A 26,120-nucleotide genomic window follows, 5' to 3' on the forward strand; every position below is an offset into this window, starting at 1 on the left:
ATGAAAAAACGCATGTCTATGCCTTATTTTACTTGTTGTTTTCGATTTCGCAAACACCCTTTTTTAAAAAAGATGAAAAAAACCCTTGATATGACAAGGATTTTCACAGGATTTTTTATTTTGTCAGTGCGTGCTCTACCTTAATACAGCGATCCATTATGGTAATATAACCATTTTCTGTTAATAACTGGAACGCCTCTTCGTCTTTAACGCCGAGCTGTGCCCAAAATATATCTGCATCAATTTCAAGAAATTCTTTCGCAATATCAAGTATATATTCTGAACGGCGAAAAACATTTACGATATCAACATGACCTTCAATATCCTTTAAAGTCGGTACAGCATTTACCCCTAAAGCTTCTGTTATCTGTGGATTAACTGGAATAATTTCATAACCTGCTTTTTGCATCGCTTCACTGACCATATACGAAGTACGATCAGGATTATTTGACAGTCCTACGACTGCAATTCGTTTCGCTTTTTTTAATATTTTTCCAATTTCTTCACGACTTGGATTGTTTATTGTCATAATTCAGTCACTCTCCCTTATCATACCATACACTATGCCCTATTTAAGAATGTCGTTCAAGAATATTGATTATCACAATCTGCATGTTCTCCGTAGATCATAGCTAACATCTCATGAGAATGTTCACTTGAAACCTCTTCGTAATCTTGCGCAAAATGCTTCAGACTGTCACAAAATCCAACATTATCTTCTCCTACACCTTCAGACCAGCTAACAAAATTATGAAAATCCTGCACAGGATCATAGGATTCAAACTTTGCTACTACGTCACTCGAATTACCTATTGTCGTCACTTCAATTCCTTTATACGTCTCTGGATGCACTTCATCATACTTAACACACGCATAAAAAATCATGTATGTAATCTCCTTTAAAGGTCATTTTTTCTTAGTTTGAGCAAAGCTGAAGTATTTATGACAATGAGATTTCGAAGTTGTCGTAGGAAATTCTAATTTCGTGTATTGTTAAGGGGATCTTGCTATTCCTAACTTTTTTTCGCGATTTTCATTTTGATTGATTTTACATATAGTAGTCTCATATACTTATGACATGAATGGTAAAAGGAAGAGGAGATTTCATTGAAGTTTTTATTACGCAACTTTGCAAAAGGTTTATTATCCATAGTTCCGATTATTCTTGTGATTTACATTATTGTAAAGGTTTTTAATTTTCTAGATAGCATTTTAGGAAATGCTCTGAAACCATATATGAAAGAAGACTACATACCAGGTATCGGAATTTTAATTACATTAGCGCTCATCACGTTGTTTGGCTGGTTATCAACGAAGTTCTTAACTGGAAAACTTATTGTACTGATGGATCGATTGTTGGAAAGAATCCCATTAGTAAAAACACTATATTCAGTGATTAAGGATACATTCGAATCATTCCTTGGTGAGAAAAAATCCTTTTCAAAAGTAGCGCTCGTTACGATGCCGAATTCCGAAATGAAAGTTATCGGATTTGTAACATCTGAAGAAGTTGAATCGTTTAACTCAAAGCTAAAAGATCATATCGCTGTATACATCCCCCAAACGTTTCAAGTTGCAGGCTTTACCTTTTTAATACATAAAAATGATGTGCAGTTTCTCGATGTACAACCCGAGGATGCCATGAAGTTTGTACTTTCAGGCGGGGTCGCTACTTCTAAGCGAAAATAAAGAAGATGGTTCGTTGCTTATACATGATTAATGCACAAATCCCCCATCTGCTCAGCTGAGGGGGATTTTACTCTATTATCTCTTATTCGAATTACGACTAGCTTTTAGAGCAGCTGGCCTGCCAACACTTTGTCTTCCTGTACCTCTAGGGGAATTACCTATATGTTCAGAGCTATTACGTTTTGAGCGACTTGATTGCCCAGCGCTTTGTTCATTATTTCTTTTCTTTTCGCGTTGTTCGCGATGCTCTCTACTACTTCTTTGGTCGCTGCGACCTCTGTTTTGTCTATTACTAGCAGTCTTATTATTTTTCTCACGAGATTTACGCGCATCTTCTTCTCGATACAAACTTGGATCCACTTCGATCTTTTTACGGGTTATTTTCATACCAATACCCTTTTCAATCGCTTGCAATTGACTTAAGTCTTTTGGCGCAACTGTTGTAATGGCAATTCCATGACCACCCGCTCGTCCCGTTCGGCCGATACGATGGATATAGCTATCCACGTCTTCAGGAATGTCATAGTTGAATACATGAGTCACACCTTCAACATCTAACCCTCGCGCTGCGACATCTGTTGCAATTAAATATTGAATGTCAGCTTGTCTAAAACTTTTCAGCACTCGTTCTCGCTTTGCTTGTGATAAATCTCCATGAAGTTCATCACAATTAATTCCCTTTGCCTTTAATTCTTCGTTTAGCTTTGAAACTCTTCGCTTTGTTCGGCAAAAAATAACCGCTAAATAGGGTCTATGCTGCTTTAATATTTCAACTAACGTAGCTTGTTTTGCTCGATCTGTTGTTTCATATACAAATTGTTTAATTTCATCTAACGTTTTACGGTCTTCGTTAATCTTAATCGTAACTGGGTTAGACGTATATTTTTTTGCTAGTTGAATTACATCAGCTGAAAGTGTTGCTGAAAATAACATCGTTTGACGACTTGTATTCACTTCCTGAATAATGGTCTCCACTTCATGAATAAAGCCAATATGAAGCATTTGATCCGCTTCATCAAGCACTAACATTGAGACATCTTCTAAGTTAATTGTTTCACGACGAATATGGTCCAACAATCTTCCTGGTGTACCTACAACAACATGAACAGCACCAAGTAAGCTTTTTAATTGCCTATCAACATCCTGTCCCCCATATACAGCAAGTACGTTCGTGTCCTCTGATTTCAGCTTTTGAAACTCATTTGTAATTTGAAGTGCAAGTTCTCTTGTTGGTGTAATAACTAGAGCTTGTATCGCCTTTTCAGATGGATTAATTTTTTCGAGAATTGGTAAAATAAACGAAATTGTCTTACCAGTACCTGTTTGGGCCTGTGTGATCACATCTTTTCCTGCTAATAAATGTGGAATTGCCTCCTGTTGCACAGGTGTTGGTATCGCAATTCCGTTTGTGCGGAGTATCTCCTGTCTTTCATTTGATATGCCTAATTGTATAAAGTCCTGCAAATTCTTCACTTCTTTCGTTTATAAAAACTCTTCTATTATTGTATCCAAATTTATGTCTGTTCAACTAATGGAGGCTCGTTAATCATAAAAGTAACTTTAAAATTATCTTCCGTCAGCTTTAATGCAGCATCAAACGGCTTGTCCCCTTTTTTAAATCCTTTAATAACATCGGTACTTCCTGTTTCGAGTAGTTTCTTTATTTGTGTAGACGAAATCTTTTTCCCTAGAATCTGTTTTGATAATGTAAATGTACATTTTGTTTTTGAATAATTTGAACAACCATAAAATGAACCTTTATCGACGACTTGTCCCTCGCACAATTTACACTTTCCTACTGTTTCATTAGAAAATGTTTTCGAGGATTTTTTTCTCTGGATAGATGTTACGTTTAACCCTTCAAAATCCCATGACTTTGAAGTAGAAATCGCATCTTGTATGATTTTCTCGGACAGTTTCTTAATTTGTTCCATAAAAACAGCAGGTGATGCTTTTCCTGTTCCAATCTCAGATAAGCGTTGCTCCCATTTAGCTGTCATTTCAGGTGATGCCAAGATTTTATCACCTATTGCACGGATTAGAACTTTCCCCTTATCTGTTGCAAACACTTGGTTCTTCTTAACATCGATATATTTACGATCCTTCAGCATCGTAATGATTCCCGCTCTTGTTGCTTCTGTTCCCAAGCCTTCCGTTTTCATCAATACCTTTTCAAGTTCACCATCTTCGAGATGTTTACCGGCTGTTTTCATTAACGTAATTAGCTGACCTTCTGTATAGCGCTTTGGAGCCTGGGTTTTTCCTTCCTTCACCTTCACATTTGAAACGGTACCTTCTTCATTTTTTTCTACTATTGGAAGGATCGTTTCTTTATCTTGTTCATCCTGGAAAATCACCTTTCTCCAGCCCTCTTGAATTTGCTGTTTACCTTTTGAAATAAACTGCGCTCTTTCGTCGACGAGAGTCGTAATCGTTGTGTAATCAAAAATAGCTTTTTCATGATGAGCAGCTAATAACTGGCGAATAACTAAGTCATAAATTTTTTGCTCATCGCCTGATAGTTTAGAAGGATCAACAACTTGCTCTGTTGGTATAATCGCATAGTGATCTGTAACCTTCTTTTCGTTAACATAACGTTTATTGTCCTTAATTGATTCTATCGGTAACGGAAAAAATTCTTTATAGGACTCTAAACTACTAATCTTACCTAATATATCAGGAAAGGTTTCTGCTTCTCCAGGTGTTACGAATGCTGAATCAGAACGAGGATAGGAAACAATCCCCTTTTGGTACAACTGCTGCAATGTATCAAGTGTTTTTTTGGGCGAGAGCTTATACTTTTTATTTGCTGTAGCCTGTAGGGCTGATAAATTGAATAACATCGGCGGCTGATATTCCTTCCGCTCTGTATCCATTTCTTCTACTCTAGCCGGTTTCTTCTGACAAAATGCCGCGATTTTTTGTGCCATTCCTTCTTCATTAATACGTGATTCATTATCTTTTTGCCATTTTCCCTCGTATTTCTTTCCATTCATATTAAAAGTTGCAAGGACTTCCCAGAATGGCTCTGCCTTAAACTGTTCAATCTCCAATTCTCGCTTTACAATTAACGCAAGTGTTGGTGTTTGTACACGTCCTGCTGAAAAGACATCTTCAATTCCTTTTTGTTTTAACAAAAGGCTGTAAATTCGAGATGCATTCATGCCAATCACCCAGTCGGCACATGCCCTTGTGTATGCCTCATAAAAAAGACTACGTGTGTCCTGTTCTTGAAGAAGCTTCTCAAAGCCATCTGTAATGGCCTTTTTTGTTAGAGAAGAGATCCACAATCGTTTCATTGGTTTTTTCACACCAGCATGGTTGATGATATTGCGAACAATCAGCTCCCCTTCTCGCCCGGCATCTCCTGCATGAATAATCTCGGATACCTCTTTTTTAGAAAGCAAGGTTTTCACAACTTGGTATTGCTTGAATTTTGATTTTTCGACTTCATATTGAAACTTATCTGGAATGATCGGTAAATTTTGGACCGACCATCTCTTCCATTCTGGCTTATATTTTTCAGGTGCCACTAATTGACACAAATGTCCAATTGCCCAAGTCACATATGCCCCATCTGGAAATGTAGAGTTTGGGTAAATTTCAATATAACCTTGATATTTCTTTGACTTAAACGGTGAAGCAAGCGTACTTCCTTGATCTGGTTTCTCTGCGATAATTACTTTCATGATCGAACTCCTTGAATTGTACTGACTAGATTGGTAGTCTTTTCGTAGAATTTAATAGAGGATTACCCGTGGATAAGATATCTACATTATACCATGAGGTGAAATGGTTATGTCATGAAAGAAAAAAGTCTCTAAGTAGTAAAATTAAAGTCTTATAGCAAACTCAAAGTGTTAATGGTATAGCATTTTCTTCACAAAGAAAAACAGAATGACAAACACCCTGTTTTTCTTTATATGAACAATTATTCTATTATACATCAATCAACTACATGTTTTGCCATTACTTTCTCCTCTTTAAAGACTCATCAATCGCACTCCATGCATCATCGCTGGCAAAATATCGATTCCATGTTGCAACTCCTGCCAGATTGTAGTGATGTACCATTTGACTTCTTCTTGCAAGGGAATCACGATCTTCAATCCATACTTTGTAGATAGCCTTCTCATTCTCATCCTGGTACACTGCATACATTTGACCTGACTTTTCATCATGTACAGGTGTTACTTGTTTTTCCTTTATCCACGCCCCAATGTCATTCATTGAATAGGCCTTTGAAGAAACCTCAATGTTACCACCTTCTGTATCTTGTTCCTTCCATATTCTTGAATATGTTGGCAAACCGAGAATGACTTGGTCATGAGGGACCACTTCTAATAAAGACTTCAGGTTTTGTTCTACCCATGGAAAACTAGCAACACTCCCTGCCACAGGAGATGTTCCCCAGTGCTCGTCGTACGCCATGACAATTAAATAATCTACTATACTAGCAAGCTGGTCTCTTTCATAGAACATTGACCAATTCTCACTTGTAGAGATAAATGTGATATCCATTGAAACAGTTAGTCCTGCTTCATGCATATATGGTGTTAATTCTCGCATAAACTGAGTAAGAAGCTTGCCATCTTCCAAATTAACATTCTCAAAATCTACGTTTATTCCGTTTAACTTATACATTTCACTATATTGAAGTAACTGCCTAATCATAGCTTGTCTTGTTTCAAAATTTGCTAGAACGTTATGGGTTAATTCAGGATTGAAATCATTGGAAAACAATCCCCATACTTGAATATTTTTTGACTTCGCCCAGTTCATATATTCCATTGAACCAAGGTTAGCTATATCACCCGCTTCATTTTTAATGGAAAACCAAGTAGGAGAGACAACATTGACACCTGGTAAAGCCGGCAACTTATTTGTATCTGGATTTTTCGTATAAACCGCTTCCCACGTTAAGTTAATGGGCCACTTTACTGTTGGCGAAAATCTCGGTGTCTCTTCTCTATTAATCACAACTGTTTCTGTTTTTTGAACCTTTACATTGTCTTTATGAATAAAACCTGCAATACCATTTTGTTTGCGGACGAAGTAGAACTCATTTTCTTCTTTCTCAATGGTTACGATTTCTTCTGATTTTACAGTGTCAAAATAAGGTGAAGTGAGCGTTGGATTTTTTCGAATACGATGTTCATGCTCGTTCTTTGAAGGAATGACCTCTCCTAGAATACGAGTATCACCATTTTGAATCACATGTATTGCCTCTGTTTCTTGTAAAACAGATACTTCAAAAGGATAATACTTTTGAATAGTCGAATACGATACATAAGCAATATTATCTTTCGTTATCATTGCTGGAACTTCAATGTTTACTCCTGCGCCATTCACAAATGAAGTAAGTGATTCAGAAGGCATTTGAATAACCTTATCCTTTGTCGTTATGATGATGGCATTCGTTTCCTTATCTAATGTCACACTTGGGTCCATCTCTTTTTGAATAAAGGCTAAGGGCAAATAGATTACATCGTTTGAAACAATCGCCTCTTCGTGGATTTTCCCATTATAAATAATCTGGTGTTTCCCAGTTAAATACGATACTTTCTCCGTAGATGGAAAAGGAAATAATAAAAAGACTAGACTACTAGAAACAATGAGCAAAGATGCGATTATTCCTAGAATCATGTACTTTTTCGGTAGAGATTTCTTCTTGTATGTTTCTATTCTAGGCATTTTATTGCACCTCCCTCTTCCATCCTACTGAAAACTTCGTTAAAATTAAATAGGTATTCAATAATTAGAAGAATTTTTCAATTTTTGTTGATGAATCTCTCTATTGAAGAAAATGGAAGAAGTTACAATTTGAATAAAAGGAGAACTGAACATGCTCGAAGCAATCGTAATTATCCTTGCCTATTTAATCGGTTCGATTCCTTCTGGATTATTAGTTGGAAAAATAGGCTATGGCATTGATATAAGAGAACACGGAAGCGGAAATCTCGGAGGTACAAATACATTTCGTACGTTAGGTAAGAAAGCTGGTTTTATCGTAACCATTGCTGATATTTTGAAAGGAACCCTTGCTACCGCATTACCTTTTTTCTTCGGTCTAAGTCCAGAAGAATTTCATCCACTTCTAGTCGGGACATTTGCGGTAATCGGGCATATGTATCCAATTTTTGCAAACTTCAAAGGTGGAAAAGCCGTTGCAACTTCAGGTGGAGTTTTACTACTTTATAGTCCATTGATGTTCATCACGATGCTTGCTCTGTTTCTACTATGTATTTTAATTACAAAATATGTGTCTTTATCCTCCATGCTTACTGGTCTATATGCGTTAATATACAGTATCTTTACTGGAGACCTACCGTTAATTATTGTCATTTCCGTATTAGTTATTTTTATTTTCTATCGTCACAGGGCGAACATTAAACGAATTATTGATAAAACAGAGCCTAAGGTACATTTACTAAAAAGTAAAGGCAAGCACTCTTAAACCGAGTTGCTTGCTTTTTTATAGCTTATAACGTGCTAATTGTTCTCCCCACGGTGCTATCTCGGATTCAACAAACCCTGCTTTTTTATAAGCATTTCTAGCATATTCATTACTCTGGTTATAACCGATCATAATATATGGAATCTCGTATCTATTAATACTTTTTATATCATCAATGATAAGCTTAATTGCTTCCATACCAATTCCCTTCCCTTGGTATACTTCATCCACCATCAATCGAGAAATCCAAAAATTTTGATCGTCTGGGTCAATACCGTACATCGCAAAACCGACCATTATATTATCCAAATAAATTCCTTTTGCATAGAAATTTTCTAAAAATTGAACCTCTGCAATCGAATAAAGGTTTGAAGCAACAAATGACTTCTGCTCCTCCTTCACAGATAACTGGATTGCTTCTTCCCAATTTCCCTTATTAATCGATTGAATTGTAATGATACTCATCTAAATCCCCCGTTTATGTCGTCTATATATATCCATAATATGTCATAATAGAGCCGTTCGTAAATGAAAAGTAATGCATGAATTCATGATGTTAGGGTACTTTATTAGCAAAAAGGAGTGATTGGATGAAGGAAAAAAATGAAAAGCCGTCTATTGCAGAAGGTATGAATACGGAGGATGAATTAAATCGTGACGCCACACAAGAAGAAATCAATCACGGAGATTATACAGAGGTAACAACGTTATCATTAGATGAGAATGACCCTAGTTAAAGAGATAGGTTTGACATTTAGCTGAATACAACAATAAATTCTTGATACTAATTTAGTTAAAAAAGGCACGTGTCTGTCCATACACGTGCTTACGGTTATTTCGAATGACATTTCATTTCTTCAAGTATCTTATCGATTGTTGCATGGTCCTCAGGCGAAGAGTCCACATGTTTCCATAATGTCTTCCCATGCTCATTAAAAAGCCATGTTCCACCTTGGATAAATACATCATGTGTTTTCATTGCTTTTTGAACAAGCTTCCTTTGCTCCACATTTTTAGGTAAAAATGATTTAGACCCACCCGTAAAAAACAACTTCAATGCCTTATATAGTAACTTCCACTTATTCATCGTAATATGCCCTAGGCTACGGTATAACTCTCGTTTTGGATCACCATAGATTGGAAATGGAAAAGGACCAAAAGCTTTTTGAAATGGTTCTAAAAAAGCACCAATTGATGGTGTGATGACGATAACTTGGAACCCATATTGTGTTAATTCCTCATATCTCTCACGCAACTGCGTAAGCATTTCTCTACAAACTGGTCAGCCAGGGTGTCTTAGAAAAACGACTAAACTTCTCTTGTTTTGAATCAGTACTTTAAATGATTTCTCTCCATGAAAAGGCTGCTCGAGAATCGCATCCATTTACTTCACCTCATCCGTTATTTTCGTTACTTTTTGAAGACTTGTCATAATCTGATTATTTTTCTTTGTAAATCCACATATTTTTCTTTTGAGAGACCAAATTGCTGGATGCACTTTTCAGGTATATGTACGGCACTTCCTCTTAGTTGGATCCCCACTTCAGTTAACTCGATATATACGGTTATGGCTCCGTATCCTGTACGCAACCCTCGATTACTAAACAGGAACCTACTTTTCTTTTCAAAAATTGTTGTTTAGAAGTAGCGTATATAAAGAAACATAAAACAAAAGTTCCTACTAACGATCCACCTAAAATGTACATTCCATCCCAGTCAGTGGGTGAACCTGTTACTCTCCAAATTTGATATGGAATGTATAGGATACAACCAACTATTAATACACCTAATAGTAGTAAATATGTATTTTGTTTGATTTGATTTTTCATAGAGTGATGTTTGTTTTCTAGTGTTGGAAATAACCTTAGCACTGTGATCATCACTACAATTGAGACACCTAATAAAATAACCTTCAAAATAAACACCAACTCCATTTGCTTTTTAGTAGCCTTTACTTCAGCATCCCGCCATCGACATTTAGGATATGCCCGTTTACAAAGTCAGACTCCTCCGAAGCTAAGAAAAGATAGGCGTTAGCAACGTCTGCTGGTCTTCCTAGACGAGGACTAGCTGTAATCATTCTAGTTTGCATCACAATATGGTCTGGTATTGCTGCAGTCATATCAGTCTCGATAAATCCAGGTGCAACTGCATTGACATTAATGCCCTTTCTACCAAGTTCCTTTGCCCATGTTTTCGTTAAGCCAACAACACCCGCTTTGGATGCTGAATAATTCGTTTGACCAATGTTCCCAGCCACTCCTGCAACAGATGATGAGTTTACAATTTTACCTTTCTCTTTCTCTAGTAAATAAGGTAAAACCGCTTGAGTACAATTAAATACACCAGTTAAATTAACATCTATGACCGCTTGAAATTCTTCTAAGCTTAACTTCTTCAAGGTTTTATCTTTTGTAATACCAGCATTATTTACCAATATATCGATTCCACCAAAGTGAGTCACAACTTCTTCAACCATTTTGTTGACACTTTCACGATTCGAAACATCTGCTTGGAAAAACTTTATGGTGCTCCACTTTTCCTGAAGTTCTATTTCTTGGCGCCTACCAGCCTCTTCATTGAAATCTACTAAAGCGACATTTGCCCCTTCACTCGCAAATAATTTAACTGTCTCTAAACCAATGCCGTTTGCTCCACCTGTAACAATCGCTGTTTTTCCCTCTAATCTCACAATCTATTCCCCCAAGCGTGAATTCAAACTTTTCTGTCATTATATCATTTTCTCTACTACTATTATAATAGAATAATGTTATTCTCTATTTGCCTCTATCAAATGTTCAATATCATACTTATACACTACTTCTGGTTGATCATCATTAAACTTCACCAAAGTTAGGCTTGTCGAAGGAATAGCAGGTGTAGCCCAAAGATCTTTAAGTTCATTTTCTTCAAAGTAATCGATTAAAAGTTTGAGTGCAATGGAGTGAGTAACAATCAACACATTTTGATCAGGGTGATTATTAGCAATCATCTTCACTGTGTTTGACATTCTTTCTTGAACGTTCACAAATGACTCGACTGTTTTATTTGCAAAAAGATGTGGCGTTTCCCAAAAGGATATCCAATCTTCTATGCTTTCCTTTTCATTTTCCTCAAACGTTTTTCCTTCCCAAGTCCCAAAGGACAATTCTCTTAAACTCTCATATTGGATAACTTCAAGATTTCTTTCTCCCTTAATGATTTCCGCTGTGTGATAAGCTCTGTTACTTGTACTAGAGTAGATTGCATCTAATGGAATATTTGACAACCTATGTAAAAGCCTTTTTGCTTGATTTATCCCCCTATCTGTTAAAGGAGAATCTTTCCACCCTTGCAGAAGCTTTTGAGTATTCCAAACTGTTTCACCATGTCTTGTAAAATATATATGTGTGCTCATTTCTGCTCCTTATTTTTCTGTATAGCGAATATGTGGTTCTCTGCTCATGTTATATTTACTAGGTATCTCATTTGAATCCTTATGAGAACACTAATTCCTTTCCACCAACAAAGCTTTGTACAATACGAGCAAACTCATCTGCCTTTTCATAATGTGGAGTGTGTCCGCACTCCTTGAAATGATAGATCTGCCCTTTCTTTGCATCCGACACAAATGTTTCAATATGTTTCTCACAAGTCGCTGCATCGAAGTCAGATGTAAGTAGAAGCATTGGAGTATTAATTTCTTTAATCTTTCCTAGTAACGAATTGAAGATCTTGCCTTCTGACCTCAAGAGATCATAGTATACTTCTGAACGGTCATAAAATAAATCCCATTCTTCGTCCGAATAACGTGAATAGTCGGTTGGATTGTCCTTTACATATCTGTATATTTCCATTCGGTTCTCTCCTAGTACATCGCTAAGTTTCATGTACCCTTCTGTCAGCTCCTGCGGTGATAAATCTTGGTCACTTAGAAAATCCATACATCTTTCTTCTAAAGCTACTTCTCCATACTTTTTGGCTAATGATGCAGTTTTCAATAGAAGGAATCTTGAAGTAAGTGCAAAATCAAATGTGGGACACTCAAACACAAGTTTATCAATAGAATGAGGATAAGTAGATGCATAAAGAAGGGCTACATATCCACCAAACGAGTGACCAATTACAGACCATGTACTTATATGTAAATACTCTCTAATAGCCTCGCAATCATTTATGAGGTCATCTAAAGAGAAGTTTTCTCCTTCTGCAATAACTTCCGATCGACAAACTCCTCTTTGGTCGATAGCAATCACTCTAAAGTGCTTTTCTAATCTACTCTTTTGATGATATGTAAAATCATAACAACTTTCACCAGGACCACCGTGTAAATAAAGAATTGGAGGGTTAGAGGTAAGTCCAAATTGTTCAATATATATTTTCTTGCCTCTTATTTCAATTAAGTTCCCAATCATTAAAACCAACCTCTCTTTCAAAAATACAAAAATAATCATTTTGTTTAGTTATTCTCGAAAAGGAAGAAATATCCTTCAAGATTGTTGTGTGATTAATTCACCTAAAATTTGTAATTCAAAAGGTTTATTTCAATAAAATAGGCATACACTAGTTACAATTATTATCACTTAGGGGGATTCCTCATGAAAAGGAAGCGTCATCGAAATTATATGTATGAAGTAGAAGTAAAAGATTCAAATGAAGACCAAGAGTTTGCACTAGAGCTTTTTGAGATGATTGAAGATGCTGCTCATTTTGGACCTAACAAGAAAATCAATACATTTGATGAACTTTTGCAGTGGAATGAGCAATTAGACGAAGACGAGTAACCATTTAGAATTTTCTTTCTTTTTCTTTACAAAAAAAATGCACATTTTGTCAAAACTTGTATTATAGTAAGAAGTAGATAAGTAACATACGTGATAAAAAGGGAGTAGCTATAATGAGCAAACGAACACGATTATTTGGGTATTCTACTTTAATCCTTACTATTATACTTTTCGGAATTGTTTTTATAGATCAAGTAAACACGACTGATCATGAAGTATATACTGTCAAATCACACTCCAAGCGGACTGAAAATCTTTCAGCAAAAGACTTTAAGAGCTCTGCAACCCTAACAGCTGTTGGTGATATCTTGATTCATAGCCTGGTATACAATGCTGCGAAAACTAGTAACGGATATGATTTCAAGCCTATGTTCTCTGACGTTAAACCAATGTTAGAGACTGCAGACATAACGGTTGCAAATCAAGAGACGATGATTGGTGGTCATGAAATCGGTTTGTCGACTTACCCTTCCTTTAATAGCCCGTTTGAAGTAGGAGATGCCTTGAAGGATACTGGAGTGGATATTGTAACAATCGCAAATAATCACACAATTGACCGTGGTGAAAAAGCGATACAAAACGCAATCAACCACTACAATAAGATTGGATTACCTTATACCGGTGCTTATTCATCACCTGAAGACCAAACCGTTATACGTACCATTAAGAAAAATGGTATTACATTTTCATTTCTTGCTTATACGTATGGAACGAATGGGATCCCTGTGCCAAAGGACAAGCCTTATTTAGTTAACTTAATTGATTTAAAGATCATTGAAAAAGACATTAAGCTCGCAAAAGAACAAAGTGATGTAGTCGTTGTAAGCCTTCACTTCGGAAATGAATATCAACGTATGCCGAGTGATGAGCAAAGAAATATTGCAAAAACCGTGATTGGTCAAGGAGCGGATATTATACTTGGACACCATCCACACGTTCTTCAACCAATGGAATGGATTGAAGCGGAAGACGGTCATAAAGGCTTTGTTATCTATTCATTAGGTAATTTCCTATCAAGTCAAAAATCCATTTATCGAGAAATTGGTGGAATTTTAACACTTACTGTAAACAAAGAAATACAGGACGGTGCAACAAAAATCGAGGTTGAAAATCCAACTTTTCAATCCACCTATGTTTCGAGATCACATCGTTTTAAAATTGTTCCGTTAGACAAAGCATCCCAATTCGGTTTGGCAAATGCTCCTAAGATGTTTACTGATATTAACGATCATATGTATAAGCTATTACCAAATACAAAAGTGGCTCAAGCAAATTAAGCTTGAGCCACTTTCATTAATTAATTTGTTTTAACTGTCACATCGCCATTTACACTTGAGATGTCCACATCATATGTCCCTTTTCCCATTGTAAGCTTACCATTTTTATCATAGAAATGATCATCTTCACTACCAGATCTCTCCCATGATACAGTTCCTCCAACTTCTCCATTTTGCGTTTCACCGTTCATTTTCACGTCCGCATCTGTTGGAATTGTAGTTGTAACTTCACCGTTAACAGTTTCTATATCAATAGCTCCTGTTATTTTAGATGTCACTACATCAATGTCACCATTTGTTAAAGAGGCAATTAATTCCCCATCAATTTCTTTTATAGTGATGGATCCATTTTGGTTAGTAACTCTTATAAGTCCTGTTACATCCTCTATTTGAAGATCACCATTTATAAGCTCAATTTGAGTACCACTCAATAAATCATTCGCTTCAACATCACCATTTGCAACATTCATTTTAACAAACAGTTCCTTCGGCAAACTAATATTAAATGTCCCGTCATAATTCATCCAATCAATAAAGGATTGATTAGTTGGCATTTCTACTTTTAGAATTAGCTTCTTCCCTACCTTTTTCAAGGTTACACTCTTTTCAAGTAGATCTTTTGCCTTTTCTTCGTTCTCTGCTCGTACATTTAAAATTCCATCTACCAAAACTTCTTTCGTATCAGAACCTGAAAGTGTAATATCGCCATTTGGTATTTCTACTACTAACTCTTCTACATTTGAAGCATCTTCTGTTAATTGAATGTCATTTGAATATTTCTCTCCGTTTATAACGTTGGAGATGGCTGGCAGTACACCCGTTGACTGAACTCCGTATATAACCATACTAATAAGTCCAAGCATAATAACTAGAAAGATACTAAATCCATCAAACTTTAAACTTTCTTCCTTCTTAAAAAACTGATGAATTAACACTTCAATTCCTAACACAATTAATAATACTGGCCAAGCATTAGCAATTATAGTGTGGATTGGAAATTCCCAAATGTTGTTACCTAACCACAATACTCCTAACGAAATGAGTAGTACCCCCGCTGTTATCGTACCTATTTTCCACTGTCTCATTCTTTAACCTCCTCCTTCTCTTGTAAAACAGGAGGCAAAGTTTTTTTAGAGTTAGTTGGTAAAATCGGTTTTCCTGTAATGAGTCTATACCCGACATAAATAAAGATTGCACTTATCACCGTATTTCTAACTATACTCATTCTGATAAAATCATCAATAATGGGAGAAAGTTGATCTAGTAAAAATAATCCACCTAAACCAATTAATACCCATCCAATAATATATTTCTTCTCTTGAAGTTCTCCCCAATTAAACAATGGTTCGTCTACGATTTCATTTCTTTCTTTAATTGTACGATGCTGTTGAAGAGCATCAAATAAGGTAAAGAACCAGATTATCGGTATTGCAACACCGAATAAGAAAAAGCTATCTGCTAAAAATGTTGAAGCAAAAAACATAATCATAAATTGCAAGCCACGATTCATTAGACCTAAGTAAAAATGTCCAAGTCCCGGGACAAATGAAAGTATAAACGTTAATCCTTTTGATTTGTTCACATTGTTCACTCCTTGTTCCATAATTGTAAAATATAGTCCACGTTCAATCCTTGCAGTAAATCTAAACTAGTCGTTGTCATTGTCTCCAGCTGGTCTGAAAACTGGCCAACACCGTAAATAAATTGATAGGATATTGTCTTGAATTCTGTAAACAGTCCTGCATTTACGAAAAGGAAAGTTGCTGCTGCTGAAAGCAGGTAATTCGTCCAAATGTGACGGCTCTGCAATCCTTTCTGTTGCTTCATTTCAGATGGGATATGCTCCATCACATGATGTACGAAGTCTTCTGAAGGAATCATAGATGGTTCATCCCATTCGGCTGTTAACTCAATCAGTTCTTCATACTTTTTATTGCACACTTCACAATTTTCTAGATGTAATTCCAGCTCTTCCATTTTTGAAAATGGAAGATCACCTATTGAATAACTAATTAATACGTCCTCTTGTACATGTCTCATCCTATTCCTCCTTTCATTAAATGCTCCCTAACTAATCCCTTCGCACGATAAAGCCGGGTCTCGACCGTCTTAACAGCGATGTCTAACCGGTCAGAAATATCTTTGTAGCTACACTCTTCAAAATAATATAATTCTAGAACGATTTGATATTTTTCAGGAAGTTGTTTTATCGATTGTTTTATCAAATCTCTGTCATATTGTTTTAGTAGCTGTTGCTCGGGTGTGTCGTAGTGATCTTTCAGCTGATCATCCACCATCCCTACATCTTTTGAGACACTACGTTCTTGCTTTCTCTTCCAATCTAGCGATTTATTCATGGTCACTCGGTATATCCAAGTTGAAAAACTAGATTCACCTTTGAAGAGATGTAGTGAATGATACACCTTTACAAATACATCTTGAGCAATATCCTCTGCATCTTTTTGGTTTCGCGCGACTTTAAAGGCTACAGAAAAAACTTTTGATTCGTAACGGGAGACAATTTCCCTAAAACACTCAGCATTACCAGTTATAACTTCCCGAACTAACTGTTCATCGGTACTCATGTACTCCCTCCTTTCTTCCTTACAACAAGTTAGACGCCAGAGTTTTCATTAACCCTTCAAAAAAAAATAAAAAAATTATAAGTTCGCTAATGTTTCATATAATTTCAAAACTTTATGGCTCACTATGTTACCTTTTTCATCGTATTGAAAAGAGTATTCAACTGGTCCATCGCTTGATAGGATATGATCTATAAATATAGGAATATTCGATACGACATCATTAGAATTCTTAACCCAACTAATTTCTTTCCACTCTAAAGGACCTTCAACAGAAGCGCTCAATTCTCCTGAAAATTGAGTGGCAAAAAAGACATGCATTCCACCACTTTGATTCCAGCTTACAATTCCTTTATAGATTGGGTTCCTAATAGAAAGGCCAGTTTCTTCCAGCGTTTCCCGTATAATGGACAGTCTAATATCCTCACCCTTTTCAATTTTCCCACCTACTCCGTTCCATTTATGTTGATTTGGATTTTTCGTTCGATAAAGCATAAGAAGTTGGTTATTTTTTTTAATAAAGCAAATAGTATAATTGATCTGCATCGTTAACTCCTAGTTTATAAAATTTGTGCACAGTTGTTTGATTTACTATAATAACAGTATGAACGTACGGAAGGAGAACAACATGAAGCTTACGATAAATGAAAATGCTGCGAAATGGTACATAGATGAAATGAACTTAAAGCAAGGTGATTATGTTCGATTTTTTGTACGTTATGGAGGAACTGGTATTGTGTCTGGATTCTCTCTTGGTGTTAGTAATGAAAAACCGATTGAGCCAGGGGCTGTTACTGAATCAGACGGTGTCACTTTTTACATTGAAGAAAAAGACTTGTGGTATCTCGATGGGCATGAGTTAAATGTAAAGTATAATGAGAAATATTTAGAGCCAGAATTTGATTATGTAAAAAAATAGCCGCTTCGCAAGCGGCTTTATATTTTAGTTGTTATCGACTAGATTTTTGTTTTTCGAACAAGTATTAAGGTATGTCATCTTTTCGTCCAAGTAATAAAAAATCTTACATGTAATTGACCTATTAATGATTCCCGGATTTTATTAGTAGCAACTATCTTTACGAAAAGAGCCTTTATTTTTGGAGTGAAAACCGTTCAACTTGATCTTGCATTCCTTCTTTTAAAAGAATTTCCACCTGCATGTCCCCAATTAAATCAAAGTGTGGATACTGTTCGCGTTTATGAATCCACTCTGACTTGAGTCCATATTTTTGTCCCCATTGTTCCAACACCTTGTGGTTAGCACATCCCGCTTTTGTTACCGTTTTAATTTCCGGAAACCGCGGATGTAGCCAGTAATGAGTAATAAAGACAACCTCGTTGCCTTCTTTTACTTTTTCCTTCCAATCATTTAACTCTTTTCTTTTAATACCAAATGCCACTACTCTTCTCCCTTTTTCATCGCATTCATATATGCTTCATGCCAGTCTGGATACATTTTTCGAAAAGGAATTGGACGGAATGAATCCTTCTTAACACATACATGAGTTGATTTCCCTGTAGCTGCAACCTCTCCTGTTGGAGTTGTAATTTCGTATTCATAAATGGAACGAAAACCATCGTACTCTGCTATCCACGTTTTAATCGTTCCTGTTTCTCCGTATCTAAGTGGCTTTTTGTATGCAATTTGCAAGTCGATTACGGGTGATACTATTCCGTCTTTTTCTAGCTGAGCATATTTAAATCCTAAATCTTGTATGAGTGCAGTTCTTCCTAACTCCATCCACACTAAATAATTGGCGTGATACACCACACCCATTTGGTCTGTTTCTGCATAACGAACTTCAATCTCCCTCGTAGATACAATCATTTTCTCATCCCCTATTTCGTATCGTTTCTCAACACTTCTTCTATATCTTGTTCATTTATTAGTGAAAACTCTTCTTCAGATAAATCGGTTTGCTCCATTATCCTGGCAGCCTGAACTTGTAAGACTTCATCAACTAGATTTACCGCAAACCTTGCATTACCTTCTATAGTCTTTGTTTTTAAATATTCATGTAATAATTTAATTGCAGATGTTGAGAGTTGATAGTCATATTGTTTCACACGTTTCTGCAAAATTTCTACTATTTCCCCTGGGTGATAATCGGTGAAATGGAAGAACTTCTTGAATCGTGAACGTAAGCCTAGATTGCTTGATAGTAACTGCTTCATTTCGTTTGAATAGCCTGCCAGAATCACTACTAACCGATCCTCATGCTTTGTCATTTCATCGACTAGCGTATCGATTACTTCTTTTCCGAAATCGGTTTGGGACGAAGATAATAAGGAATATGCTTCATCTATGAATAAGACACCACCAAGTGCTTCACGGATTTTCTTTTTCGTCTTAATCGCGGTTTGTCCAACATAGCTCGCGACTAGATCAGCTCTAGAAGCGACTACCACATGTCCACGTTTTAACAGCCCACATTCTTTTAAAATCCCCGCATAGAGATGGGCCACAGTTGATTTACCTGTACCGGGATTGCCACTAAATACAGCATGCAATTGAACTGGTACTGGCTTTAAGCCTTTATCTCTTCGAACTTGCTGTACTTGAACAAAATGCTGGATTTTCCGTAGTTCTTCTTTTATCGTTTCTAGCCCGATTAAATCTTCCAGCTTTTCTTCAGAGGAGATTTGTTTCTCCGAATCATGTACAATTAAATCTTCCTTTTCCAAGATGGTATAGTCAAACGGATCTGCGAGATCTACCTTGGTTGTTGCACCTTTTTGGAAAATAGAATCAAGGATAATATTTTTCACCGTCCTAGCATTTCCAAAGCTCTCATCAACTTTTTCTTTTTCAATTCGATTTTCAAGTTCAATTAGCGCATCATCAGCAATGACATAATCGTTATCTAAAGCAACCTTTTTTGCAATTTCAAGTAATTCTTCACTTGAGTAATCAGGTAGTTGAATATGATTACTTTCAGGGAATCGACTTCTAAGACCTGGATTTGACCATAGAAACTGTCTCATTTCTTCAGGGTAACCAGCTAATATGACAGCAAACTTCCCGGCAAATTCGCCACTTGTCATGGCAGAGACAAGCGTATCAATTGCCGTTTGTCCATAATCATTTCCTGTTTGTCCTTCACGTTTTAGGCTATAAGCTTCGTCAATGAACAAGATTCCACCAACTGCCCGCTTTATTAAGCCTTTAATATTTTCTTCAGTCTGACCCATAAATGAACCAACGATGTGAGAACGGTCTACTTCTACTACTTCTGCTTTCGGTAGTATGTTAAGCTCATAATAAATTTTAGCAAGAAGTCTAGCAAGAGTTGTTTTACCTGTTCCGGGATTGCCCGTTAAAATCATATGTAAGCTTGGTTCATCCTTCATGACAAAGCCTAAGTCTTTTCGCTTATTTTGATATTGCAAGTAGTGATAATGACGGTGAATACGTTGTTTTACAGCATCTAATCCAATCATTTCTTTTAGCTCTTGAAGGCTGTTTGTCTCAGCGTGTTGGACTGTTTTCTCTTCTAAAGATACCTTTCTTTTTAACTCTTCGATTCGATCTAAAGCCTTTTTTATATCATCTAAGTACACCGAAGTATGAAAAACCCCACTAATGGATTCTGAGTATTCTTCAGATGCCACAAGTAAATTCTTTACTTCTTGATATAGATCATCTAATAAATCTATTGGGTTATACTTTAATTTGGTCTGTGCTATGCGTTCAACTTTCTCACGTTCTACATCAAATTGCTCTAGAAATCTTTTGCACTGTTCAATGTACTCTTCAGCAAGCTTCTTTTTTGAAGTGCGGTTGTCTGTTTCTCGGATTGCAGGAAACGTTAATCCCTCAAAAAGCCGAGAAAATGAGATTGAAATAATAGAGGCATCTAAGTGTTCCAATTGTTCATTTAGAGAATCTAACTGCCGAGCTCTTTCTATCCATGTTAATGATAAGTCATCTAACGTATGTATACGGCGAAGCCTTGAACGTACTAATAAACCAAGTAATGTTGCCTCTAGATGATTATCTTGATTTTGAATCAGCTTCAACGTTGAAATAACTTCACCTTCATTTTTTATGTATCCAATTGTATCAATGCTTAACTTCCACTCAGTTATTCTATTGTTTAAATCAACTGAGATTTGCTTTTGTCTATTTTCCATAATATCACCATCACTATCATAGCATTTTTCAAATTAGAAACGAAAGAAAATGACCAAGCATAGCTTGGTCATTTTCTTTACTCGCCACTTCCATTATATTGCGCTTCGTCTTTCACTTCATTACGAAGTGCATCAAGAGCATCACGACGGCGCTCATTCTTCGCCTCAACATCTGCACGATCCTTACCATTAGAAAACTCTAATGTCGCCTCAGCTGCCTCCATATTATCGATTGTATTATGGATCATTTCCTGAAGCTTCTCTACATTATCACTACGATCATCGGGATTTGAACGATGTTGTGCCATAACCATTCCTCCTTGAGAAGTAATCACTTACAGAACTAGTTTTTCTAAATTGAAAAACGATTATGTAGGAATAATTAATTGGCAAAAAAAATGACAAGTGCCAGGCACTTGTCGAAAAATCTTTATTTCACTCACCTTTAGTTTGTATAACTTGTGCGTGCTCACCTGATGTATCTTGATATTTCTTGCCTTTATTTCCGCCATATCCTCTAGGTTGTGTTCCTGGATGATCAGGACGAAAGTGTTGGCTATGCTTTTTTGGGTTTCCCATTTCTATCCCCCCTTTAAAGCTAATATTTACTTCAAGTGCTCCTACTATGTAAAAAGGAAGCTGGTAGGTTTACCCGCTTCCTCTTATGTATTATTCAGCTTTATCTAAATGCTTTTGCACTAAACGATCCTCAATTTTTTCAAGTGCTTCCTTGTCATTCAAAAGTTGTCGTTTATTTTCTAATATTAACTCCTGAAATGAGCGCTTCTTAAATTTTCTCATTAAAGGTCACCTTCCTTCTCTATCATGGTATTCTTTATCTTTCCCAAAAGTAGAAGGAATTATGACATTTTTTTGAAAATTTAATATAACACAATTCCACTTTAACACATTAAAGGAGTGGGGGCCTGTCCCCCACTCCTTTAATGTGTTAAAGCTATTTTAATTTTGCTGTTATGTCGTTCATTTTATCAATCGTTAAGGGACCGACGAATTTATATTGGATAATACCGTTAGTGTTTACAAAAAAAGTAGTCGGTAAGGTTAAAACTTTGTATTGATTTGCGACTTCACCCTTTTTGTCTAACAGTACATTAAATGTGTAATTGCCTTCTTGTATATACTTTTGCACATTTTCATCGCTTCGTTCTGTATTTCGTAAGTTGATTGCCAGCACGACAACATCTTCATTCGAATGAGAAAACTCCTCTATTTCTGGCATCTCATCACGGCATGGAGGACACCACGTTGCCCAAAAATTGATGAAGACCTTCTTCCCTTTAAAATCGGATAATTTAACTGTATCACCGTTTAATGTTAACAATTCAAAATCAGGTGCAGCTTTCTGTAGTAATGGTCCTTCTGTTAGTGCTTCTCCAACTTTCTCTCCTGGATTATATGGATTGGTCTCTCCAGGTGTTTCAGTTATTTGTTCACTATTTTTCGCTTGAATTTGTGTGTAAATTGTATAACCAATAAGGCCTGCTAGAATTAAGATGGCGATGAGCTTTTTCATTACTTCCATCCTTTCACGTTGTATGGATCAAATAAATGCAACTTTCATTTTACCATACAAGTCCCTAACTTACCCACCAAAAGTAATCTCCAACACACTAAAAAGAACTGCACACAAGGTGCAGTTCTCCAAACTATTTTTAGTTTTCTTTTAGTTTATCACGTAATACCATTTGTAGGATACCACCATGACGGTAGTAGTCAACTTCTACTTCACTGTCAAAACGAACAAGAACTTCGAATTCTTTCTTGTTTCCAACTTCGTCAGTTGCCGTAACTTTAACAAGATCACGTGGTTTAACAGTTTCGTTAATGTGTACTTCGATTGTTTCCTTACCAGTTAATCCTAGAGATTCTGCGCCTTCTCCATCTTTGAATTGAAGTGGAAGAACACCCATTAACACTAGGTTACTACGGTGGATACGTTCAAAGCTTTGAGCGATTACAGTCTTAATTCCTAAAAGGTTTGTTCCTTTTGCTGCCCAGTCACGTGAAGATCCCATTCCATAGTCATGACCAGCTAAAACAACAAGACCCACACCATCTTGCTTGTAGTTCATACAAGCATCATAGATAGACATTACTTCACCAGTTGGCCAGTAAGTAGTATATCCACCTTCTGTACCTGGAGCGATTTGGTTTTTGATACGAATGTTTGCAAACGTACCTCTTGTCATTACACGGTCATTACCACGACGTGATCCGTATGAGTTAAAATCACGCGGTGAAACGCCATTTTCTTGTAGGTACTTTCCAGCAGGAGTATCTTTACCGATAGATCCTGCAGGTGAAATGTGGTCAGTTGTTACGGAATCACCAAACTTACCAACTACACGTAGTCCAGTAAGCGGTTCAACTTCACCTGGTTCTGGAGATAGGCCTTCAAAGAATGGAGGGTTTTGGATATATGTTGAATCCTCATCCCATTGATATAAAGCTTCATCAGTTGTTTCAATTTGGTTCCAACGCTCGTTATCATCAAATACAGTTTCATATTCTTTACGGAATAGTTCAGGAGTAACTGTGCTCTTAACAAGCTCATTGATTTCAGCAGTTGATGGCCAAATATCAGCAAAACGTACATCATTTCCATCTTTGTCAGTACCGATTACTTCGTTTTGTAGGTCAATATCAACTGTACCAGCTAGCGCATATGCCACTACAAGTGGTGGTGATGCAAGGTAGTTACCTTTTACTAGTGGGTGGATACGCCCTTCGAAATTACGGTTACCAGAAAGTACAGATGTTACAAGAAGATCGTTCTCAGCTACAGCTTTTTCAATTTCGTCAGCTAATGGACCAGAGTTACCGATACATGTTGTACATCCATAACCTACTGTGTTGAATCCAAGTTGCTCTAGGTAAGTTAATAATCCAGAATTCTCAAGGTATCCTGTAACAACCTTTGAACCAGGAGCTAATGAAGTTTTTACATATTTAGGAACTGTAAGTCCTTTTTCAACAGCCTTCTTTGCAACTAAACCAGCTGCAATAAGAACATATGGGTTAGATGTGTTCGTACAGCTTGTAATTGCAGCAATTGCTACGCTACCAGTTTTCATTGTTGTTTCTACGCCGTTGTTAAACTTTACAGTGATTTCCTTGTTTACTTCTTCAGGCTTTAAACCAAATCCTTGGTTTCCAGCAGGAGCAGTTAGAGCTTTTGTGAAAGACTCCTTCATATTAGAAAGCGGAATTAAGTCTTGTGGACGCTTAGGACCAGACAGGTTCGCTTCAATTTCAGAAAGGTCAATTTCCACAATGTCAGTGAAGATTGGATCTTCGCTATCAGGAGTGAAGAATAAACCGTTTGCTTTTGAATATTCTTCAACTAAGCTGATAAGCTCTTCACTACGTCCAGTTAGACGCATGTATTCTAGAGCTTCACTATCAACTGGGAAGAATCCACAAGTAGCTCCGTATTCAGGTGCCATGTTTGCGATTGTTGCACGGTCAGCTAATGGAAGTACAGATACTCCTGGACCGAAGAATTCTACAAACTTGTTAACTACACCTTTTTGACGTAATACTTGAGTTACCTTTAATGCTAAGTCAGTAGCAGTAGTTCCGTTAGGAAGTTCGCCAACTAATTTAACACCGATAACTTCCGGTACTGGGAAGTAAGAAGGTTGACCAAGCATACCTGCTTCTGCCTCAATACCACCTACACCCCAACCTAATACACCGATACCGTTGATCATAGTCGTATGTGAGTCAGTTCCTACTAGTGAATCTGGGAAAGCTTCAAATTCACCGTTTTCGCCTTCATTAGCGATAACAACGTCTGCTAAGTATTCTAAGTTAACTTGGTGAACGATACCGGTTGCTGGTGGTACTGCACGGTAGTTATCAAATGCTTTTTTAGCCCAACTTAAGAATTTATAACGCTCAGCGTTACGCTCAAATTCCAAATCCATATTGTAAGCAAGTGCATCAGCCGTACCTGCTCTGTCTACTTGTACAGAGTGGTCGATAACTAGATCAACTGGCTTTTCAGGGTTAATCTTTTGTGGATCTCCACCTAAATCAGCCATTGCTTTTCTTAAAGATGCTAGGTCAACAACAGCTGGTACCCCAGTGAAGTCTTGAAGGATAACACGAGAAGGTTTAAATGGAACATCTACTTCCTTCAGTTCGTCAGTTCCCCACTTCACTAAATTCTCAACGTGTTCTTTTGTAATTACACGTCCGTCATATTGACGAAGTACAGACTCAAGTAAAACTTTAATTGAGTATGGAAGACGTGAAACGTTTCCAAGACCTGCTTCTTCAAGGGCTTTTAAATTATAATAGTTGTACTTCTTGCCATTCACCTCAAAGGATGAACGTGCTTTGAATACATCGTTAGTTGCCACGAGTACTCCCCCTTTTGTTCTTGATGACAGGATATCGATAACCAGCTTTCTACAACATTCGCCAGACATTGATCCTACGTTATAATCTTAATACAAGTACATATATAAGTAAATAACAAGAAAGTTATTGTTTCTAATAAGATTTACTTATGAAAAGAAATCGGTGCCAGGCACTTGTCGAATTTTCTTTCAAAACATATTTTCTTCATTCCTGACTCAATATATAAGTGGAGGTGAAGAAAAAATGGCTAAGCGTAAAGCAAATCATGTCATACCTGGGGCAAATGCTGCGAAAGCACAAGGAATCGGCGCTGGTTATAATGAAGAATTTTCAAATGAACCACTAACGGCTGAACAACGTCAAAACAATAAAAAGCGAAAGAAAAACCAATAAAAATAACATTGAGGTTAGAGCATGCCTCTAACCTCTGTTAATTATCTTATTTTTTTACTAAAACATGAATAATAGGAAGTTTATGTATCATACTATCATTAACAACATAAATTGTTTACTCTAATTCATTCCACCATAGCTCAGCGGTAGAGCATTCGGCTGTTAACCGAAGGGTCGTAGGTTCGAATCCTACTGGTGGAGCCTTTTCTATTTCCGAAAAACAATTATACAAACATAAATATTCATCTAAACATACAAAACAAGAGTAGCACATAGACGGCTACTCTTGTTTTATTGCTTGGCAACGCCCTACTCTCACAGGGACTTGCGTCCCAACTACAATCGGCGCTCGAGCTTAACTTCCGTGTTCGGGTTCGGACAAAAATGAGCGGCGAATCTCTTCGTCAGCTTCATTCGTTCAGATCCTCACGTACTG

30 protein-coding genes, 1 tRNA gene and 1 pseudogene are annotated in these 26,120 nt (G+C 36.7%); 8 read left to right on the forward strand and 24 right to left on the reverse strand.

Going from position 1 to position 26,120, the window contains the following annotated elements; genetic code table 11:
* Window positions 1–115: 115 nt before the first annotated feature.
* Window positions 116–529, reverse strand: coding sequence for a CoA-binding protein (locus tag JR050_RS14265; RefSeq protein WP_204204174.1), 414 nt, complete (start codon window positions 527–529; stop codon window positions 116–118).
* Between the two features lie 56 nt (window positions 530–585).
* A complete protein-coding gene (locus JR050_RS14270; protein ID WP_204204175.1) occupies window positions 586–885 on the reverse strand; it encodes a hypothetical protein in 300 nt (99 codons plus the stop codon).
* Between the two features lie 222 nt (window positions 886–1,107).
* On the opposite strand from JR050_RS14270, the gene JR050_RS14275 reads away from it, so the two are divergent.
* Window positions 1,108–1,689 (forward strand): DUF502 domain-containing protein, encoded by a 582-nt coding sequence (locus JR050_RS14275; protein WP_204204176.1) that lies wholly within the window; start codon window positions 1,108–1,110, stop codon window positions 1,687–1,689.
* A gap of 75 nt (window positions 1,690–1,764) precedes the next feature.
* On the opposite strand, the gene JR050_RS14280 is transcribed toward JR050_RS14275, so the two are convergent.
* The 3 genes from JR050_RS14280 to JR050_RS14290 form a co-directional block, all read right to left on the reverse strand.
* Window positions 1,765–3,162: a DEAD/DEAH box helicase gene (locus tag JR050_RS14280; RefSeq protein WP_204204177.1), complete on the reverse strand. Its 1,398-nt coding sequence runs from the start codon at window positions 3,160–3,162 to the stop codon at window positions 1,765–1,767.
* Between the two features lie 41 nt (window positions 3,163–3,203).
* The gene (locus tag JR050_RS14285) at window positions 3,204–5,378 is read right to left on the reverse strand and encodes a DNA topoisomerase III (RefSeq protein WP_204204178.1); all 2,175 of its coding nucleotides are present in this window, start codon (window positions 5,376–5,378) and stop codon (window positions 3,204–3,206) included.
* Window positions 5,379–5,658: 280 nt separating this feature from the next.
* Window positions 5,659–7,383 (reverse strand): glycosyl hydrolase family 18 protein, encoded by a 1,725-nt coding sequence (locus tag JR050_RS14290; protein WP_204204179.1) that lies wholly within the window; start codon window positions 7,381–7,383, stop codon window positions 5,659–5,661.
* Between the two features lie 151 nt (window positions 7,384–7,534).
* Here JR050_RS14290 and plsY point away from each other — a divergent pair, with 151 nt between their 5' ends.
* Window positions 7,535–8,146, forward strand: a complete 612-nt coding sequence (gene plsY, locus JR050_RS14295) for a glycerol-3-phosphate 1-O-acyltransferase PlsY (protein ID WP_204204180.1) — start codon at window positions 7,535–7,537, stop codon at window positions 8,144–8,146.
* An 18-nt stretch (window positions 8,147–8,164) separates the two neighbouring features.
* On the opposite strand, the gene JR050_RS14300 is transcribed toward plsY, so the two are convergent.
* Entirely contained in the window at window positions 8,165–8,611 is a 447-nt protein-coding gene (locus tag JR050_RS14300; RefSeq protein ID WP_204204181.1) for a GNAT family N-acetyltransferase, read from the reverse strand.
* 125 nt (window positions 8,612–8,736) lie between these two features.
* Between JR050_RS14300 and JR050_RS14305 the strand changes: the two genes are divergently transcribed.
* Window positions 8,737–8,883, forward strand: coding sequence for a hypothetical protein (locus JR050_RS14305; RefSeq protein WP_204204182.1), 147 nt, complete (start codon window positions 8,737–8,739; stop codon window positions 8,881–8,883).
* A 95-nt stretch (window positions 8,884–8,978) separates the two neighbouring features.
* Here the strand turns inward: JR050_RS14305 and JR050_RS14310 are convergent.
* The 5 genes and pseudogenes from JR050_RS14310 to JR050_RS14330 form a co-directional block, all read right to left on the reverse strand.
* Window positions 8,979–9,416: pseudogene (locus JR050_RS14310) on the reverse strand (peroxiredoxin-like family protein); the annotation flags it as partial.
* 295 nt (window positions 9,417–9,711) lie between these two features.
* Window positions 9,712–10,062 (reverse strand): hypothetical protein, encoded by a 351-nt coding sequence (locus JR050_RS14315; RefSeq protein ID WP_204204184.1) that lies wholly within the window; start codon window positions 10,060–10,062, stop codon window positions 9,712–9,714.
* A gap of 35 nt (window positions 10,063–10,097) precedes the next feature.
* Complete coding sequence (gene fabG / locus JR050_RS14320; RefSeq protein ID WP_204204185.1) at window positions 10,098–10,838, reverse strand: 3-oxoacyl-ACP reductase FabG; 741 nt, start codon at window positions 10,836–10,838, stop codon at window positions 10,098–10,100.
* 78 nt (window positions 10,839–10,916) lie between these two features.
* Window positions 10,917–11,543 carry a histidine phosphatase family protein gene (locus tag JR050_RS14325; RefSeq protein ID WP_204204186.1) on the reverse strand — a complete coding sequence of 209 codons (627 nt, stop codon included), beginning with the start codon at window positions 11,541–11,543 and terminating at the stop codon, window positions 10,917–10,919.
* A gap of 79 nt (window positions 11,544–11,622) precedes the next feature.
* Window positions 11,623–12,540 (reverse strand): alpha/beta fold hydrolase, encoded by a 918-nt coding sequence (locus tag JR050_RS14330; protein ID WP_204204187.1) that lies wholly within the window; start codon window positions 12,538–12,540, stop codon window positions 11,623–11,625.
* 183 nt (window positions 12,541–12,723) lie between these two features.
* Between JR050_RS14330 and JR050_RS14335 the strand changes: the two genes are divergently transcribed.
* On the forward strand, window positions 12,724–12,909 hold the full coding sequence (locus tag JR050_RS14335) for a hypothetical protein (RefSeq protein ID WP_204204188.1): 186 nt from the start codon (window positions 12,724–12,726) through the stop codon (window positions 12,907–12,909).
* Window positions 12,910–13,022: 113 nt separating this feature from the next.
* Window positions 13,023–14,186, forward strand: a complete 1,164-nt coding sequence (locus JR050_RS14340; protein WP_204204189.1) for a CapA family protein — start codon at window positions 13,023–13,025, stop codon at window positions 14,184–14,186.
* A gap of 20 nt (window positions 14,187–14,206) precedes the next feature.
* Here the strand turns inward: JR050_RS14340 and JR050_RS14345 are convergent, their stop codons facing one another.
* The 5 genes from JR050_RS14345 to JR050_RS14365 all read right to left on the reverse strand — a co-directional run bounded on the left by JR050_RS14345 (window position 14,207) and on the right by JR050_RS14365 (window position 17,314).
* Window positions 14,207–15,271 carry a DUF4097 family beta strand repeat-containing protein gene (locus JR050_RS14345; protein WP_204204190.1) on the reverse strand — a complete coding sequence of 355 codons (1,065 nt, stop codon included), beginning with the start codon at window positions 15,269–15,271 and terminating at the stop codon, window positions 14,207–14,209.
* Window positions 15,268–15,768, reverse strand: coding sequence for a hypothetical protein (locus JR050_RS14350; protein ID WP_204204191.1), 501 nt, complete (start codon window positions 15,766–15,768; stop codon window positions 15,268–15,270). The genes JR050_RS14345 and JR050_RS14350 overlap by 4 nt, the downstream gene beginning before the upstream one ends.
* Before the next feature lie 5 nt (window positions 15,769–15,773).
* Window positions 15,774–16,226 carry an anti-sigma factor gene (locus JR050_RS14355; protein ID WP_204204192.1) on the reverse strand — a complete coding sequence of 151 codons (453 nt, stop codon included), beginning with the start codon at window positions 16,224–16,226 and terminating at the stop codon, window positions 15,774–15,776.
* Entirely contained in the window at window positions 16,223–16,771 is a 549-nt protein-coding gene (locus JR050_RS14360; RefSeq protein WP_204204193.1) for an RNA polymerase sigma factor, read from the reverse strand. The genes JR050_RS14355 and JR050_RS14360 overlap by 4 nt, the downstream gene beginning before the upstream one ends.
* Window positions 16,772–16,846: 75 nt before the next feature.
* Window positions 16,847–17,314 carry an NUDIX hydrolase gene (locus JR050_RS14365; protein WP_204204194.1) on the reverse strand — a complete coding sequence of 156 codons (468 nt, stop codon included), beginning with the start codon at window positions 17,312–17,314 and terminating at the stop codon, window positions 16,847–16,849.
* Between the two features lie 82 nt (window positions 17,315–17,396).
* Between JR050_RS14365 and JR050_RS14370 the strand changes: the two genes are divergently transcribed.
* Window positions 17,397–17,687: a HesB/YadR/YfhF family protein gene (locus JR050_RS14370; protein ID WP_204204195.1), complete on the forward strand. Its 291-nt coding sequence runs from the start codon at window positions 17,397–17,399 to the stop codon at window positions 17,685–17,687.
* A 172-nt stretch (window positions 17,688–17,859) separates the two neighbouring features.
* On the opposite strand, the gene JR050_RS14375 is transcribed toward JR050_RS14370, so the two are convergent.
* The 8 genes from JR050_RS14375 to acnA all read right to left on the reverse strand — a co-directional run bounded on the left by JR050_RS14375 (window position 17,860) and on the right by acnA (window position 25,290).
* A complete protein-coding gene (locus tag JR050_RS14375; protein ID WP_204204196.1) occupies window positions 17,860–18,168 on the reverse strand; it encodes a hypothetical protein in 309 nt (102 codons plus the stop codon).
* The gene (locus JR050_RS14380) at window positions 18,168–18,596 is read right to left on the reverse strand and encodes an acyl-CoA thioesterase (protein ID WP_204204197.1); all 429 of its coding nucleotides are present in this window, start codon (window positions 18,594–18,596) and stop codon (window positions 18,168–18,170) included. The genes JR050_RS14375 and JR050_RS14380 overlap by 1 nt, the downstream gene beginning before the upstream one ends.
* A gap of 11 nt (window positions 18,597–18,607) precedes the next feature.
* Window positions 18,608–20,902 (reverse strand): AAA family ATPase, encoded by a 2,295-nt coding sequence (locus JR050_RS14385; RefSeq protein ID WP_204204198.1) that lies wholly within the window; start codon window positions 20,900–20,902, stop codon window positions 18,608–18,610.
* 77 nt (window positions 20,903–20,979) lie between these two features.
* Entirely contained in the window at window positions 20,980–21,210 is a 231-nt protein-coding gene (tlp, locus tag JR050_RS14390) for a small acid-soluble spore protein Tlp (RefSeq protein WP_204204199.1), read from the reverse strand.
* Window positions 21,211–21,337: 127 nt separating this feature from the next.
* Window positions 21,338–21,481 (reverse strand): acid-soluble spore protein N, encoded by a 144-nt coding sequence (locus JR050_RS14395; RefSeq protein WP_149219844.1) that lies wholly within the window; start codon window positions 21,479–21,481, stop codon window positions 21,338–21,340.
* Window positions 21,482–21,571: 90 nt separating this feature from the next.
* The gene (locus JR050_RS14400) at window positions 21,572–21,703 is read right to left on the reverse strand and encodes an FbpB family small basic protein (protein ID WP_204204200.1); all 132 of its coding nucleotides are present in this window, start codon (window positions 21,701–21,703) and stop codon (window positions 21,572–21,574) included.
* Window positions 21,704–21,857: 154 nt separating this feature from the next.
* A complete protein-coding gene (locus JR050_RS14405; RefSeq protein WP_239454413.1) occupies window positions 21,858–22,436 on the reverse strand; it encodes a TlpA family protein disulfide reductase in 579 nt (192 codons plus the stop codon).
* Window positions 22,437–22,575: 139 nt separating this feature from the next.
* Window positions 22,576–25,290 carry an aconitate hydratase AcnA gene (gene acnA / locus JR050_RS14410; protein WP_346726758.1) on the reverse strand — a complete coding sequence of 905 codons (2,715 nt, stop codon included), beginning with the start codon at window positions 25,288–25,290 and terminating at the stop codon, window positions 22,576–22,578.
* A gap of 244 nt (window positions 25,291–25,534) precedes the next feature.
* On the opposite strand from acnA, the gene sspO reads away from it, so the two are divergent.
* Together sspO and JR050_RS14420 are read left to right on the forward strand one after the other, a co-directional pair.
* Window positions 25,535–25,684 (forward strand): small acid-soluble spore protein SspO, encoded by a 150-nt coding sequence (gene sspO / locus JR050_RS14415; protein ID WP_149219840.1) that lies wholly within the window; start codon window positions 25,535–25,537, stop codon window positions 25,682–25,684.
* A 129-nt stretch (window positions 25,685–25,813) separates the two neighbouring features.
* Window positions 25,814–25,885: transfer RNA gene (locus tag JR050_RS14420), tRNA-Asn, on the forward strand.
* Window positions 25,886–26,120 lie beyond the last annotated feature (235 nt).

The organism is Bacillus suaedaesalsae, from assembly GCF_016890225.1.
Lineage (GTDB): Bacteria > Bacillota > Bacilli > Bacillales > SA4 > Bacillus_BS > Bacillus_BS suaedaesalsae.